Raw genomic sequence first — 15118 nt, 5'->3', positions numbered from 1 at the left:
TTGATTGTTTTTTGAACGTCCCGACGCCGGTGAAACGGCGGTACTCGTCCATGTCGACTTCCAGGACGAGAAAGAGCGCGAAGACCCAGGCGAGTTCCTCGAGCTCGTGCGCTCGGCCGGCGCGGAGCCGGCCACCCTGCTGACCGGCTCGCGCAGCCGGCCCGATCCCCGTTCCTTCATCGGCTCGGGCAAGGCCGAGGAGCTGCGCGAGGCGCTGCAGGTTCACAAGGCCGAGCTGGTGATCTTCAACCATGCCCTGAGCCCTTCCCAGCAGCGCAACCTCGAGCAGTCGCTCCAGTGTCGCGTGCTCGACCGTACCGGCCTGATCCTCGACATCTTCGCCCAGCGGGCGCGGACCCACGAGGGCAAGCTGCAGGTCGAGCTGGCCCAGCTCGAGTACATGTCGACGCGCCTGGTGCGCGGCTGGACCCACCTCGAACGCCAGAAGGGCGGCATCGGCCTGCGCGGCCCGGGCGAGACCCAGCTCGAGACCGACCGCCGGCTGCTGCGTGGGCGTATCAAGGCCATTCACAAGCGCCTCGACAAGGTCCGCAGCCAGCGCCATCAGAATCGGCGCGCGCGCTCCCGAGCCGAGGTGCCCAGCGTCTCGCTGGTCGGCTATACCAACGCCGGCAAGTCGACGCTGTTCAACGCCGTGACTGCCTCTCGGGTCTATGCGGCCGACCAGCTGTTCGCTACTCTCGACCCGACGCTCAGGCGCCTGGAGATCGAGGACGTGGGGCCGGTGGTGCTGGCCGATACCGTGGGCTTCATCCGCCACCTGCCGCACAAGCTGGTGGAGGCCTTCCAGGCCACCCTGCAGGAGGCCGCCGAGGCCACCCTGCTGGTGCACGTGATCGACGCGGCGGATGCCGACCGCGACCTCAACGTGAGCCAGGTGGAGGAAGTGCTCGACGAGATCGGCGCCCTGGACGTGCCGACGCTCAAGGTGATGAACAAGATCGACATGTTCGACAGCGCCCCGCGCATCGAGCGCGGCGCCGATGGCATGCCCGAGACGGTGTGGCTGTCGGCCCGCGACGGCAAGGGCCTGGAGCTGTTCGAGCAGGCGCTCTCCGAGTGCCTGGCCGACGACATCATCGACTTCGACGTCACCCTGGAACCGCAGCAGGGCAAGCTGCGCGCCGGCCTGCACGAGCTGGGCGCGGTGCGCGAGGAACGCTTCGACGAGATGGGGCGTACCCAGCTCGAGATCCGCCTGCCGCGTCGCGATTTCCTGCAGCTGATGGCACGGCTCGGCGAACGCGCCGATGATTACCTGCCGGAGGCTCTGCAGGACCGCCCCCTCTGGGAGGAGTGAGCGGGAAACCGCGAGGCACGGCAAGGCGGTGACGAGGCCGGAACAACGAGACCGTAATAAAAGAGTCGCCTTCGGGTGCCGACACACCAGGGTCGGCACCACAAGGATCGCAACCGATGCCCGTCGTGCCGGAGCGCGCGGCGGAACGCAACGCAGAGTGGAGACGACGTATGGCCTGGAATGAGCCCGGTGGCGGCGGCAACCAGCACGACCCCTGGAGCGGGGGAGGGCGCCGCGGCGGTAACGGCGGCGGTGGCAACCGCGGCGGTGGCGGCAACAATCAGGGGCCGCCCGACCTCGACGAGGCCCTGAAGAAGTTTCAGGACAAGCTCAACGGCATGCTGGGCGGCCGCGGCAAGCGCGGCGGCAACGGTGGCAAGGGCGGTGGCGGCGGCAAGCCGCGCAACGCCTTCGCCCTGCCGGGCCTGCTGCTGATCGTGGCGCTGGCCATCTGGGCCGCGTCCGGCTTCTACCTGGTCGACCAGTCCGAGCGCGGCGTGGTGCTGCGGTTCGGCAAGTTCCAGGAAGTGGTCACCCCCGGCCTGCAGTGGAACCCGCCGCTGATCGATGACGTGCGCATGGTCAACGTGACCCGGGTGCGCTCGGTCAGCCAGACCCAGTCGATGCTCACCCAGGACGAGAACATCGTCTCCGTCGAGATCTCGGCCCAGTACCAGGTCGCCGATCCGCGCGGCTACGTGCTCAACGTGCGCAACCCGGAGCTCTCGCTCGAGAACGCCCTGGACAGCGCGCTGCGTCACGTGGTCGGCGGCACCGACATGATCGACATCCTGACCTCCGGCCGCGAGATCCTCGGCACCGCGGTGGCCAGCCGCCTGCAGTCCTACCTGGACAGCTACGGCACCGGCATCCGCCTGCAGACCCTGAACGTCGAGTCCACCTCGCCGCCCGACGCGGTGCAGGACGCCTTCGATGACGTCATCCGGGCCCGCGAGGATCGTCAGCGCACCATCAACCAGGCGATGGCCTACGCCAACGCCGTGATTCCGGCCGCCCAGGGCCAGGCCCAGCGTATCGTCGAGCAGGGCCAGGGCTACCGCGAATCGGTGGTGGCCGAGGCTCGCGGTCAGGCCAACCGCTTCAACGCACTGCTGACCCAGTACCAGGACGCGCCGGCCATCATGCGCGAGCGCCTCTATCTCGACGCCCTGTCCGACGTCTACGGCGACACCAGCAAGGTGATGGTCGACGTCAACGACGACGCGCCGCTGATGGTGCTGCCGATGGATCGCCTGAGCCGCGGCAACACCGGCGCCGCCGGTAGCCAGGGTGGCGACACCGTGTCGATGGACCCTCAGCTCCTCGAGCGCCTGAGCGCCAGCCAGGCCGACGGCAGCAGTGACAGCCGCAGTGCTCGCAGCAACGGAATCAGCCGGGAGGGCCGTTAACGATGATCAATAACCGTTCCCTGCTCATCGTCGGCGGCCTGGCCGCCGTGGCCTGGCTGGCCAGCAACAGCCTCTACGTGATCGACGAGACCGAGCGCGCGGTGAAGCTGCGCTTCGGTGAAGTGGTCGAGGAAAATATCCAGCCGGGTCTGCACGTCAAGATCCCGATCACCCAGACCATCCGCAAGTTCGACACCCGGGTGCTGACACTGGACACCGACGCCAGCCGTTACCTGACCCTCGAGCAGAAGGCGGTGATCGTGGATTCCTACGTCAAGTGGCAGGTGGTCAATCCCACCCGCTACTACGAGGCCACCGCCGGCGACGAGCTGCAGGCCGTGCGCCTGATCCAGCCGCGGGTCGACGAGAGCCTGCGTAACGAGTTCGGCCGCTTGAACCTCTCGCAGATCATCTCCGAGCAGCGTGACGAGCTGATGACCGGACCCACCGAGGAGCTCAACGAGCTGATGCGCGACGAGCTCGGGGTGGCGATCCTCGACATCCGGGTCAAGCGCATCGACCTGCCCGAGGACGTCTCCTCGGCGGTGTACGATCGCATGCGCTCCGAGCGCGAGCGCGAGGCCCGCGAGTGGCGTGCCCAAGGCCAGGAAGAGTCCGAGCGCATCCGCGCCAACGCCGACCGTCGCCGTCAGGTGCTGCTGGCCCAGGCCAACGAGCGCTCCGAGACCCTGCGCGGTGAGGGCGATGCCGAGGCCGCGGCCATCTACTCGGATGCCTACGGCAAGGACGAGGAGTTCTTCTCCTTCTGGCGCAGCCTGGATGCCTATCGTTCGAGCTTCCAGGGCGACGGCAACATGCTGGTGCTGGATCCGTCCAGCGACTTCTTCCAGTACCTCAAGAGCCCGACGGCCCAGGGCGGCGAGTGACGGCCGGGAAGGGGCGGTTCAGGCCGCCCCTTCCGTTCGTGCGGGGTTCCTCCCGCCACCAAACGTGATAGACTCCTGTAACCGGGCGTGGCCCGGTTTTTTTGTGGCCGTTTTTTGTGGCCGACCACTCCCGGCATTCCCCTCCGGCGCTCCGCCAGGCGTGTGATTCACCCTGCCGCCAGGCTCGCCGAAGGCCAATCATCGTCTTGCAGGAAGAACGACATGACCATCGCTGACCGCTGGCTGCTGCCCGACGGCATGGACGAGGTGCTGCCTCCTCAGGCCAGCCGCATGGAGGAGCTGCGCCGGGCGTTGCTCGATCTCTACCATCGCTGGGGCTACGACCAGGTGATGCCGCCTCCCGTGGAGTTCCTCGACTCCCTGCTCACCGGCACCGGCACCGAACTCGATCTGCAGACCTTCAAGCTCACCGACCAGATGACCGGTCGGATGATGGGCGTCAGCGCCGACGTCACGCCCCAGGTGGCGCGCATGGATGCCCACTCGCTGAAGCGCCAGGGCCCGGTGCGGCTGTGCTACTGCACCACCGTGCTGCGGGCCAAGGCGGACCAGCATCAGGGCGGTCGCAGCCCGGTGCAGGTTGGCCTCGAGCTGTTCGGCCATGCCGGCCTGGAAGCCGACCTGGAGGTCCTGCGCCTGGCGCTGACCAGCCTGCAGGTCGCCGGCGCCGGCGAGATCCACCTGGCGCTGGGCCACATCGGCATCTACCGTAGCCTGGTGGAGGCCGCCGAGCTGACCGCCGAGCAGGAGAAGGCGGTGTTCGAGGCCCTCGAGCTCAAGTCGCCCGGCGAGCTGGCCGCGCGGGTCGAGCAAAGCGTCAGCGATCCGGCCATGGCGAACATGCTGTGCGCCCTGGGCGAGCTGCACGGTGGCCCCGAGGTGCTGGAGCAGGCCCGCGAGGCCTTCGCCGAGGCGCCCCAGGCGGTGGGGGCGGCGCTCGACCAGCTGCGTGCCCTGCACGCCGGCGTGGTCGCCGAGCACCCCGACGTGGCGCTCTACTTCGACCTGGCCGAACTGCGCGGCTACCAGTACCACACCGGCATGATGTTCGCCGCCCACGTGCCCGGCTACAGCCAGGCGCTGGCCAAGGGCGGCCGCTACGATGACACCGGCCGCGCCTTCGGTCGCGCCCGCCCGGCCACCGGCTTCTCCCTGGAGCTCAAGCTGCTGGCCAATCTGGTGCCCAGCGAGCCGCCCCACGACGGCATCTGGGCGCCGGCCGAGGGCGAGGGGCTGGCCGAGGCCATCAAGGCCCTGCGCGAGCAGGGCGAGCGGGTCGTCCAGGCGCTGCCCGGGCAGCGCACCGGTCCGCAGGAACACCGCTGCCAGCGGCACCTGATCCCCGCCGACGGCGGCTGGCAGGTCGCGCCGCTGGCCGCGGCCAGCGATCAGGCCTGATCTCAGGCAGACACGATATCGGCACCGCCGGACGCTGGCGGCGCAGCAACGAGAGACGAGGCAAATGGGCAAGAACGTAGTCGTACTGGGCACCCAGTGGGGTGACGAAGGCAAGGGCAAGGTCGTCGACCTGCTCACCGAGTCCGCAGGCGCGGTCGTGCGCTTCCAGGGCGGACACAACGCCGGTCACACCCTGGTGATCGATGGCGAGAAGACCGTCCTGCACCTGATCCCCTCCGGCATCCTGCGTGACGACAAGACCTGCGTGATCGGCAACGGCGTGGTGCTGTCACCGGAAGCGCTGCTCGAGGAGATCCGCGAGCTGGAAGCCAAGGGCGTGCCGGTGCGCGAGCGCCTGCGCCTGTCGCCGGCCTGCCCGCTGATCCTGCCGTACCACGAGCGCCTCGACCAGGCCCGCGAGAAGGCCCGCGGCGTGGCCAAGATCGGCACCACCGGTCGCGGCATCGGCCCGGCCTACGAGGACAAGGTCGCCCGCCGCGGCCTGCGCCTGGGCGACATGCTGCACCGCGAGCGATTCGCCTCCAAGCTCGGCGAGGTGCTGGACTACCACAACTTCGTGCTGACCAAGTTCCACGGCGAGGAGCCGGTGGACTTCCAGCAGGTGCTCGACGATGCCATGCGCATGGCCGACGAGCTGCGCTCCATGGTCTGCGACACCGTGAGCCTGGTGCACGACGTGCGCAAGGCCGGCGACAACATCCTGTTCGAGGGCGCCCAGGGCTCGCTGCTGGACATCGACCACGGCACCTATCCGTTCGTGACCAGCTCCAACACCACTGCCGGCGGCACCGCCACCGGTTCCGGTGTCGGCCCGCTGTACCTGGATTACGTGCTGGGCATCACCAAGGCCTACACCACCCGCGTCGGCTCCGGCCCGTTCCCGACCGAGCTGTTCGACGAGCACGGCCGTCACCTGGCCGAGAAGGGCCACGAGTTCGGTGCCACCACCGGCCGTGCGCGCCGCTGCGGCTGGTTCGACGCCGTGGCCCTGCGCCACGCCGTGCAGATCAACTCCGTGTCCGGCATCTGCCTGACCAAGCTCGACGTGCTCGACGGCCTGGAGAACATCCGCGTCTGCGTGGGCTATCGCAGCAAGGACGGCGAGCTGCTCGACACCCCGGTGGACTCCGAAGGCTACGAGGCCATCGAGCCGGTCTACCAGGACCTGCCGGGCTGGAGCGAGTCGACCATCGGCATCAAGAGCGTCGAGGCGCTGCCGGCCAACGCCCGCGCCTACATCAGCTTCCTCGAGGAGCAGGTGGGCACCTCCATCGACATCATCTCCACCGGCCCGGATCGCAACGAGACCATCGTGCTGCGCAATCCCTTCGGTGAATGAGCCCTTCGGTGAAGTAAGCCCTTCGCCGAATAGGCGCCGCGGCGGCTAGGCCTTCGGGCCTTCCCCCGAACGACGACGGGCCGGCAGGAAACTGCCGGCCCGTCGTCGTGTGTGGCCTCCCGCCATGAGAGGCCGGGCGCGATCAGCGTTCGGCCGATGCCACCTGCAGCGCCTGCATGGCGTCCTCGTCGGACAGCAGGTCGTGCAGCGTCTGGGCGGCCATCTCGCCGTTGCCGTCCATCACCTCGTCGAGCCACAGCAGCGCCTGCTCGCGGTTGGCGTTCTCGAGCCCGTTGGCGGTCAGGTAGGCCTTGGCCAGCGCCAGGCGCGCGGTCTCGTGGCCCTGGCGCGCGGCCTCCAGCAGGTAGTCGGCGCCCTGACGCAGGTCCTGGCCGAGGGTCTCGCCGCGCAGCAGCTCGCGGCCGAGGGTGGCCTGGGCGCCGGCGTGGCCCTGTTCGGCGGCCTGCTCGAGCAGGCGGCGTCCGCGCGCGGCGTCGACGCTCATGCCGCCTTCACCGCGCAGCAGCGCGGTGCCGAGCAGCGTGCGCGCCGAGAGGCTGCCGGCCTCGCTGGCCTGGGTGAGCCAGGTCTCGGCCTGCTGCGGATCGGGTTGGACGCCCTTGCCCTCGAGGTAGGCGGCGCCGAGGCGCTGGGCGGCATAGTCGTCGCCGGCCTCGGCGGACTCGCGCAGCAGCTCGATGCCGCGCTGGGTGTCCTGGGCGACGTGCTCGCCCTTGAGCAGGGCGTCGGCCAGGGCCAGCCGGGCGCCGCTGTTGCCGCGGGCGGAGGCCTGCTCGAGCAGTCGCATGCCGCGCTCGGGGTCGGCGCTCACGCCTTCGCCGGTCAGCAGCAGCTTGCCCAGATCGCCGCGGGCACCGGCGTGGCCGCCGGCGACGGCCTGCTGCAGGTAGCGGGCGCCGCGGGCGGGATCGCGTGTCACGCCCTTGCCCTCGAGATACATCCGTCCCAGATCGGCGCTGGCGCCAGGATGGCCCTCGTTGGCGGCGCGCTGCAGCCAGGAGCGCGCGGCGTTCAGGTTCTGCTGCACGCCACGGCCGTTCAGGAAGGCCTCGCCGAGGCGCGCCATGGAGCCGGGGTGGCCGTCTTCCGCGGCCTCCACCAGGGCATTGATGTTGCCGGACTTGCCCTGGTCATAGCGCAGCCGTGACAGGGCATCCTCGGCCGAGTCGTGACCGGCCTCCCGGGCGCGATTCAGCCACTCGCTGGCCTTGCCCAGGTCGCGGGGCACGCCGTCGCCCTTGCGGTAGGCGCGGCCCAGCACCACCATCGCGTAGGCATCCCCCTCGCGGGCGGCCTCTTCCAGCAGGGCGAGGCCGCGTGAGGGCTGGCGCTGCTGGAGGGTGCCCTCGAGATAGCCGGCGCCCAGCGCCGTCTTGGCGGAGGCGTCGCCGGCATCGGCGGCCTGCTTCAGCAGCTCCTCGGCCTTCGACGGATGGTAGGGCAGCACTTCGCCTTCCAGGTAGGCCTCGCCGAGCATGCGCAGGGCGGCGGTCTGGCCCTGGTCGGCGGCGTCCTTCAGCAGGGCCTCGGCGCGCTGTCCGTCGGCCGCTACGCCGTTGCCTTCCAGGTACATCTGCCCCAGCTGCTGGGTGGCGTAGGGGTGGCCCAGCTCGTTGGCTCGCTCCAGATACTCGCGCGCCTGACTCGGCTGGCTGGCGTGGCCCTCATCCTCGAGGTAGTAGGCACCGAGCAGCGACAGCGCCAGGGCGTCGTCTTGTTCGGCGGCCTGCTTGAGCAGCTCGATGCCGCGGCGCGGATTGGGGGGCAGCCCGTCGCCGTCGAGCAGGGCACGGCCCAGGGTGACCTGGGCATCCACCGAGCCCTGGGCGATGGCCGCGCTCAGCCAGTGCTGGGCACGTTCCGGGCTGGCGGCCACGTTGGCGTTGCCTTCCAGCAGCAGCTTGCCCAGCGTTTCCATGGCCGACACATTGCCGTCCAGGGCGGCCTGCTCCAGCATCGCCTGGCCGCGCTGGGGCGCGTTGCCTTCCACCAGCGAGCGACCGGCCCGGCTCAGGGCGCCGGGATCGCCGGCCTCGGCGGCCTTGTTCAGCCAGTGCATGTGGCGCTGGGGCTGGTGGCCCATCAGGCCGTCCTCGGTGAACAGGCCGGCCAGCTGATTCATGGCGCCGACGTCGCCGGCGCGGGCGTCCTGCTCCAGCAGCTCGGCGTAGCGCTGGGCGTACTGGCTGGAAAGGCCGCGGTCTTCGGCCAGCCAGCCGCCGGGGCCGTGGGCCTTGGCCAGGGCCTCGAGGGCGGCGCCGTTGTCGGCCTCGGCGGCGCGCCGGTAGAGCGCGGCGGCCTGTTCGGGGTCGGCCTGGACGCCGTCGCCGCCCTCGACGAGCAGCTCGGCCATGGCGGCCTGGGCCCGGGGGCCGACCTCTTCCTCGATGGCCTGCTGGATCAGGTAGTAGGCGAGCACGTCGTTGCGCTCGACGCCGCGCCCCTCACGGTAGAGCTTGGCCAGGTTCAGCGAGGCGTTGCCGGTGATGTAGGAGGGCGTCTTGATGGCCTCGGAATAGAGGCTGGCCGCGCGCTCCGGATCGGGGGACACGCCCTGGCCCTGATCGAAGATCTTGGCCATCTCGTAGTAGCCCTTGGGCAGCCCCTTCTGCATCAGCGTCTCGAGCTCGGCGATGGCCTGCTGACTGCGGCCCTGATCGAGCAGCTGTTGCGCCTTCTCCACGGTGTTCTTGTGCATCCATTCCAGGGTGCGCGGCTGACCGCCGTCGAACCAGTCCGCGTACTGCGGCGGCACGGGAGCGGTGACGTGGGCGTCGGGCTGCGGGGTGGTGGCGCAGCCGCCGAGCCAGGCCACCAGGGTGGCCGAGACGGCCAGCTTCAGCCCCGTGGGCTGGCGAGGAGATGAGATGTCGCGTGGAATCTGGGTCATGATGTCGGGTTGCCTCGAAGTGATGGATGAACGTCGGAGCGAGCGTTCACTGCTCGCTCAGGCCCTTGAACGCGGCGTCCTCGCGCTGGGTCTCATCCATGACGATGTTCTGCTGGGCGTCGGGGTCCATGAAGTAGAGCGTCATGTAGCCGCCGGCACTGCGGTTGTAGATGGGACGCTGCCGGCGCACGAAGTCGGCGATCCGCGGATCGTGGAAGCGCGACTGGTAGATCTCCATCCAGGCGAAGTACTGGCTGTCCTTGAGGAAGCCGGTGTACTGCTCGTGGGGCGCCATGTCGCCGAGGGCGGCGGGATCCGCGAAGATCTCCAGGGCGAAGTCGACGGCGTCCTGGATGCCGTGGCCGTCCACCTCCAGGTCGAAGATGTCGTAGCCCTGGTGCGCGATGACCTGCATGTTGGTGATCAGGTAGAGCAGTGCGTAGTTCTGGTAGTGGGTCGCGCGGCGTCCACGGGCGATCTCCATCGGCAGCGCGCCTTCGTCGGTGATGTCGTGCAGCGCCGAGTAGATGGCGCTGACGCCGAAGCGGAACAGATCGTTGTCTTCGGTCAGCACGCCGACCATGGTTCCGTAGAGGGCCCGACGGTAGAAGTGGTTGTTGCAGCAGCTGTTGCCGGGCTGCCCCTGGATGTCGGAGTGCTGGTGGGCCAGGTCGTTGAGCCAGGCCTCGACCCGCTCACGCTCCTCCTCCATGCCCTCGATCTCGGGGCGCACCACTGAATAGGCCATGGCCGCGGCGAAGATCATCGATTCGGTGGCGAACCAGGCCTGGGGCTCCATGGAGTCGTAATAGAAGTTGGTCAGCGCTTCGTCCTGCGACCACTTGTCGAGGAAGCGCACCAGGCATTCGGCGTAGTAGTCATCGCCGGTGGCCATGTAGCTGCCGGCCAGGTGCGAGACGTTGTCCTCGAACTGGAACAGCGGCTCCGAGGCCAGTTCCCACTCATCGGGGCTGGGGTAGTAGCCGGGGATCCGCATGCGGGTGTTGATCGGCTTGTACGCCAGCAGCTGCGAGCAGCTGGTGCCGGTCGACAGCTGGTCGATCTCCTGCAGCAGGATCGCGTTGTCGGTGTCCTCGAGCTGCGCCCTGCGCGCCTCGACGTCGAAATAGGAGGCGTCGGGATCCGTCACCTCGTAGCTCGACAGGTCGAGCTCGGCACGCTCCTCGAGGGTCATGGCCTGGGCCGTGGTCAGCCCGCCCGCGCCCAGCCCGCAGAGGGCCAGGGACAGGCCGGCGAGCAGGCGACGGGGCATGTCGCCGTGACCTAGGCGGGTTGATGGAGACAGAGACATCGAGAGTCCTCGGAATCAGGAACGGGGGGCATAGAAGCGGAAGCCGGCGAAGTCGACGTGCTGGTCACGGGGCGTGCGCCAATCCTTGCCGTGCCCGCCGAAGAAGGTGGAGAACATCAGGCCGTCGATGGTCACGTCCTCGTCGGTGCGGTAGACGATGCCGCGCTGCTCGAGGATCGGCTGGCCGTCTACCCACACGCGGGCCACGCCGTTCTCCTGACCGGGATCGTTGAGGATGATCTCCTGCTCCAGGGTCACCCACTGGCCGGTGGGGAAGGTCCAGCGGCCGCGGCCGACCGACTTGCCGTAGTCCTCGTGCTGGTCGACGGCATACTCGTAGAGCTCGCCCTGGCCGTTGGCCCGCCACATGTAGCGCATGGAGAAGCCGTTCTCGCCGTCGGCCTCCTCGCCGCCGCTGGGCGCCTCGCCGCCGTAAAGACCGGGCAGCTTGCCGCCCTTGACGAAGTCGAAGCCCGGCTCGAAGCGTACCCGGTACTGCAGGCAGGCGCGCTCGGCGCCGGCCAGGGCGTCGGGAGCGGCATAGAAGCCGGCGCCGCCCGTCTCGGTATCGCCGGGGGACGAGGTGCCCTCGGGGTAGTGGATGCGCAGGCCGGCCTCATCGAGGCCGGTCTCGCCGGCCGCGAGGCGTTCGGCGTTCTCGGTGCCCCAGTCGCGCTGGGTGGCGAAGCCTTCGCGGATGGCGGCCTGGGCATCCTCGGCCTGCAGGGCAGGGGAGGGCGCGGCGACCTGCGGATAGCGGGTCGAGCAGGCGGCCACGCTCGGTGAGGTGATCGCGGGCCCCTTGCCCTCGGCCAGGGCCGGGGCGCTCAGGCCGGGCAGCAGGGCCAGCATCAGCAGGGCCAGGGGGCGCTTTCTCGGGATGACGTGTTCGGCTGACATATCGGGCTCCGGTCGGAGGCCGCCGCGCGGGCGGCCGGGATGTCCTCGTGATAGGGCGCTCGGACTCAGCTCGCCTGGCGTTCGCCGTCGGCGAGCGGCGCCTCGTCGTCGTTGGCGCCGGTGACGCCGTCGACCAGGCCGTCCACCAGCTGGGCGACCGAGCGGGCGCCCTGCCAGACCCATTCGGCGGCGCTGCCGACCAGCGGGGTCTCGGTGAAGCGCACGTCCACCGGGGTGCCGACGGCGTCGGCCGGCAGCGGCTCTTCGGGCACCAGCAGCACGCTGGCCACGTTCTGCTGCTGACGCACCCAGCTGGGGAAGCCGGCACGCGGCTGGCGCTCGATGTCCAGCGCCACGCTGCGCACCCGGGCGCTGATCGGGCCGGCGGTGTTGGGCAGCGAGATGTAGGCCTGCTGGTCCGGGCCGATGCGATCGATGTCATCCATGTGCACCAGCGCCTCGACCATGATGTCGTTGTCGCCGGTGCGGATGAGCGTCATGATGCGCTCGCTCTCGTTGATGTAGGTGCCGTCGGAGCTGCTCAGCGCCCAGGCCACCAGACAGTTGCAGGGGCTGTAGACCTCGTTCTGGGACTGGCGGGCTTCCAGCGCGGTGATCCGCGAGCTCTGGAAGTCGCGCGCGGTCTCGAACTGGTCGATGCGCGCCTGGGCGATCTCCGGCGAGACCGTCTCGAAGCTCACCGACTCGCCGTTGGCCGGCTTGGCGGAGTTGGCCAGGCTGACCTGATTGGCACCGCCATCGATGTTGTTCTGCAGATTTTCGATCAGCTGGCTGTTGTAGCTCTGGGCGGCCTTGGCCAGGATCAGGTCCGATTCGAGGTCGACGTTCTTGACGCTGGTCAGCTTCGCGTCGCGTTCGACCCGGTCGCCGGCCTTGAGGTCATGGGCCTGGAGGATGCCCGGACCCGGGGCACGGATGTCGATGCGCGGTGCGGTCACCGCGGCGAAGTTCGGCTCGATCAGCATGAAGTTGCGGTAGGCGGTGGCCGCCGCCACCAGGCCCAGCACGCCGATGGCCATGAACAGCGCCACATAGCGGCCCAGCGGCTTGGGCGGACGCTGGGCCGGCTGCGGCTGGCCGGCACCGCCGCGCTTGCGCGGGGTCTGCGGGTCCTCGCCGGCCATCAGGCCTTCCAGGTCCATCTCGCGGCCGCTCAGGCTGGCGCGGATCAGGCGGCGCAGCAGCTCCTGGTGGCCGGGGCTGATGTCGGTGAACTCGAAGCCGGCGGTGTGGCCTCGCTCGCCGGCCGTGCAGTGCCGACACTCGGCGGTCACGGGGACGGTCATCTCGGCGCCGCCGGCCTGCAGCAGCAGCGAGGCCTGGACCCGGGCGCCCTCGCGGATCGGCCGCTGGCTGTGGATCGCGAAGCCGCCCTGGGACAGGTCGACGCCGTCGAACCCCTGGCCGTCGTCCATCTTGACCTGGAAGGCGCGCTTCACGCGTAGGTAGCGACGCTCGTCGCGGCGCTCGTGGGCGATGCCGGCGCCGGGTGTCTGGTCGGCGCCCTGGCCCCGACGGTCGGCCTGGCCGCTGGCGCCGCGGCCGTCCTGGCGCTGATCGCCCAGCGTGGGCTCGCTTCGATCGTGATTGTCGGCGTAGTAATCGGTCATGGGGAGTCTCTCTCCAATGGTTGCCTCCCGGCGGCGTCCTGCGAGGTCAGGAGCGGCCGGGTTGCACGCTGATATTCAGGTCGACGAGGGCCACCTTGCGGCCGTCGAGTTCGAGGGCGCAGCCCAGGGTCGTGTGGCAGGTCGCGAGCTGTCCGGCGTCGAGCGGGCGACCGCTGGCGTCGTGGACATGACGGGCCAGTTCGGGGCTGATCTCGAGCGTGGTCGGCTCGTCGCCGGGCGCGCCGGTGAGTCGTTCGGTCCGCATGCGCTCGGTGGTGGCGACGATGTCCAGCAGGCCCTCGTCCAGCGCCAGGCGCTCCGGCGGCAGGGTGACGTTGCCGCTGGGGGAGCCGTCGGCCAGGATCATCGCCATCCAGCGATTGGCCGTGCCGGTCTGGGCCTCGGCCTCGGCGGCGGGGCCCTGGAGGATGGCCATGGCGGTGCGATCCGGCGGCTGCAGCACCCCGGTGGCCAGCACCAGCACGTAGAGCATCACCGCGATGAAGGCGCCGTGCAGCACGTGGCCCATGCGACGCTGGCGGTTGACCGCGGCCGGGTCGTCCGGCTCGCCGGCGGAGATCCCCTGGCGCGACCACTTCTGGCGGTTGAAGCGGAAGCTGACGTAGGTCTTGAGCAGGGCGCCGAAGACCTGGTTGTAATAGATCAGCGGGATCCACAGCAGGCTGAAGCGCCCGCGCTGCCAGGCCAGGATCAGCGTCGAGATGCTGCGCGTGAACAGGATCCACAGCGCGTAGGCGAAGATGAACGAGGGCCGCACGAACAGGGTCACCAGGATCGCCACCGTGGGGCCGATCAGGGTCGTCCACATGGACAGGCGCTGGTCGACCAGGCTCCACCAGGTGAACATGCCCATCGGGCGCGGCCCCAGGGCGATCGCCCGGCCGCTGGTGCGCAGCATGTTGCCGTACCAGCGGCGCATCAGGTCGGTGGTCGACTTGAAGAAGCGGCGACGGTCCGGCAGCTCCTCGAACCCGGTGACGTAGACGTCCGGCAGGTAGAGCATCCGCCAGCCGTTCTTGAGCAGCCAGTACCAGGTCGACTTGTCGTCCCCCGAGAGGAACTTGAAGTTGCCGAAGCGCCAGTGGTCGACGCGGTCGTTCTCGACCAGCTCGATGAAGCTCGGCTGGGTGGCGAGGTCGAGGCGGAAGGCGCTGTAGCGGCCGGTCAGCACCAGCAGCCGGCGCGACACCGAGCCGGAGCTCATCACCAGGTGGCGCTGGGCGTAGCGCAGGTCGTACCACTCCTTGGTGACGTCGCCGCCGGTGACGATGGCACTGTTGTTGGTGGTCAGCGCGCCCAGGTCCTCGTTGGTGCGGAAGAACGACAGCGAGCGCTCGAGGGTCTCGGGCTCGAGCAGGATGTCGCCGTCCATCGAGACCAGCAGGGCATCCGGGGCCGGGGCGCGACGCGAGATCGCGCGCAGCACTTCCGCCATGGCGGAGCGCTTGCCGTCCCCCTTCTGGAACATGTAGCGCAGCTCGATGTTGCTCGGCCAGCCGAGGTCGTCCATCACGTGGGTGATGATGTCGACGTCGGTGCGGTCGGCCAGCGAGGCGAAGATGGTAGTCGGGACGCCGTAGTCCCGGACCTCGCGCACCAGCGCCTCGTAGACCCGATAGCTGACGTCGGCATCGATGCGGAACGAGGTGCACAGCACGTACAGCTCGCTGGGCTTGCCGGCCTCGCCGGCGGCGTCCGCCTCGGCGCGCAGCCGCGGGAAGATGCGCCGGTTGTACCACACCGAGCGCAGCGCCTGGACGAACCACCAGGAGTAGCGCCAGGCGCCGATGGCCCCGATGGCGAAGAAGAAGCTCTTCGACGCCGGCGAGAAGACCTCCGACGGCAGCTCGGAGAGCAGCAGCACCAGCAGGGCCAGCAGCAGCAGCAGGGCGGTGACCTCCGTCACCTTGCTGGCGACGGAGGTGTGGTCGGGGAGCTTCGACATGG

10 protein-coding genes are annotated in these 15118 nt (G+C 69.6%); 5 read left to right on the top strand and 5 right to left on the bottom strand.

All coding sequences use genetic code 11. The features are described 5' to 3' along the window. Window positions 1–4: 4 nt before the first annotated feature. From hflX to ACGTNF_RS13985, 5 genes are all read left to right on the top strand, one after another. Window positions 5–1321, top strand: a complete 1317-nt coding sequence (gene hflX, locus ACGTNF_RS14005; protein ID WP_016855437.1) for a ribosome rescue GTPase HflX — start codon at window positions 5–7, stop codon at window positions 1319–1321. Between the two features lie 170 nt (window positions 1322–1491). Further along, complete coding sequence (hflK, locus tag ACGTNF_RS14000) at window positions 1492–2730, top strand: FtsH protease activity modulator HflK (protein WP_016855438.1); 1239 nt, start codon at window positions 1492–1494, stop codon at window positions 2728–2730. A 2-nt stretch (window positions 2731–2732) separates the two neighbouring features. Next, complete coding sequence (gene hflC / locus ACGTNF_RS13995; protein ID WP_394602205.1) at window positions 2733–3617, top strand: protease modulator HflC; 885 nt, start codon at window positions 2733–2735, stop codon at window positions 3615–3617. Between the two features lie 222 nt (window positions 3618–3839). Further along, window positions 3840–5036: an ATP phosphoribosyltransferase regulatory subunit gene (locus tag ACGTNF_RS13990; RefSeq protein ID WP_394602204.1), complete on the top strand. Its 1197-nt coding sequence runs from the start codon at window positions 3840–3842 to the stop codon at window positions 5034–5036. 64 nt (window positions 5037–5100) lie between these two features. Continuing rightward, entirely contained in the window at window positions 5101–6396 is a 1296-nt protein-coding gene (locus tag ACGTNF_RS13985) for an adenylosuccinate synthase (protein WP_016855441.1), read from the top strand. A 142-nt stretch (window positions 6397–6538) separates the two neighbouring features. Here ACGTNF_RS13985 and ACGTNF_RS13980 read toward each other — a convergent pair whose 3' ends face one another. The 5 genes from ACGTNF_RS13980 to ACGTNF_RS13960 form a co-directional block, all read right to left on the bottom strand. After that, a complete protein-coding gene (locus ACGTNF_RS13980) occupies window positions 6539–9307 on the bottom strand; it encodes a tetratricopeptide repeat protein (protein ID WP_394602203.1) in 2769 nt (922 codons plus the stop codon). A gap of 46 nt (window positions 9308–9353) precedes the next feature. Further along, the gene (locus ACGTNF_RS13975; RefSeq protein WP_394602202.1) at window positions 9354–10580 is read right to left on the bottom strand and encodes an alginate lyase family protein; all 1227 of its coding nucleotides are present in this window, start codon (window positions 10578–10580) and stop codon (window positions 9354–9356) included. Between the two features lie 54 nt (window positions 10581–10634). Beyond that, complete coding sequence (locus ACGTNF_RS13970) at window positions 10635–11519, bottom strand: polysaccharide lyase (RefSeq protein ID WP_394602201.1); 885 nt, start codon at window positions 11517–11519, stop codon at window positions 10635–10637. 65 nt (window positions 11520–11584) lie between these two features. After that, the gene (locus ACGTNF_RS13965; protein WP_394602200.1) at window positions 11585–13150 is read right to left on the bottom strand and encodes a PilZ domain-containing protein; all 1566 of its coding nucleotides are present in this window, start codon (window positions 13148–13150) and stop codon (window positions 11585–11587) included. Between the two features lie 46 nt (window positions 13151–13196). Next, window positions 13197–15116: a glycosyltransferase gene (locus ACGTNF_RS13960; protein ID WP_016855446.1), complete on the bottom strand. Its 1920-nt coding sequence runs from the start codon at window positions 15114–15116 to the stop codon at window positions 13197–13199. Window positions 15117–15118 lie beyond the last annotated feature (2 nt).

The organism is Halomonas sp. B23F22_10, assembly GCF_043496975.1.
Lineage (GTDB): Bacteria > Pseudomonadota > Gammaproteobacteria > Pseudomonadales > Halomonadaceae > Halomonas > Halomonas smyrnensis.
Note: the sequence above shows the minus strand (reverse complement) of the source record. Positions and strands in the feature narration are given on the sequence as shown.

What these genes read in the sequence shown, in the direction of transcription:
- hflK (WP_016855438.1), top strand. Translation starts at nt 1,492, where the DNA reads ATGGCCTGGAATGAGCCCGGTGGCGGCGGCAACCAGCACGACCCCTGG.
- hflC (WP_394602205.1), top strand. Translation starts at nt 2,733, where the DNA reads ATGATCAATAACCGTTCCCTGCTCATCGTCGGCGGCCTGGCCGCCGTG.
- ACGTNF_RS13990 (WP_394602204.1), top strand. Translation starts at nt 3,840, where the DNA reads ATGACCATCGCTGACCGCTGGCTGCTGCCCGACGGCATGGACGAGGTG.
- ACGTNF_RS13985 (WP_016855441.1), top strand. Translation starts at nt 5,101, where the DNA reads ATGGGCAAGAACGTAGTCGTACTGGGCACCCAGTGGGGTGACGAAGGC.
- ACGTNF_RS13980 (WP_394602203.1), bottom strand. Translation starts at nt 9,307, where the DNA reads ATGACCCAGATTCCACGCGACATCTCATCTCCTCGCCAGCCCACGGGG.
- ACGTNF_RS13975 (WP_394602202.1), bottom strand. Translation starts at nt 10,580, where the DNA reads ATGCCCCGTCGCCTGCTCGCCGGCCTGTCCCTGGCCCTCTGCGGGCTG.
- ACGTNF_RS13970 (WP_394602201.1), bottom strand. Translation starts at nt 11,519, where the DNA reads ATGTCAGCCGAACACGTCATCCCGAGAAAGCGCCCCCTGGCCCTGCTG.
- ACGTNF_RS13965 (WP_394602200.1), bottom strand. Translation starts at nt 13,150, where the DNA reads ATGACCGATTACTACGCCGACAATCACGATCGAAGCGAGCCCACGCTG.
- ACGTNF_RS13960 (WP_016855446.1), bottom strand. Translation starts at nt 15,116, where the DNA reads ATGTCGAAGCTCCCCGACCACACCTCCGTCGCCAGCAAGGTGACGGAG.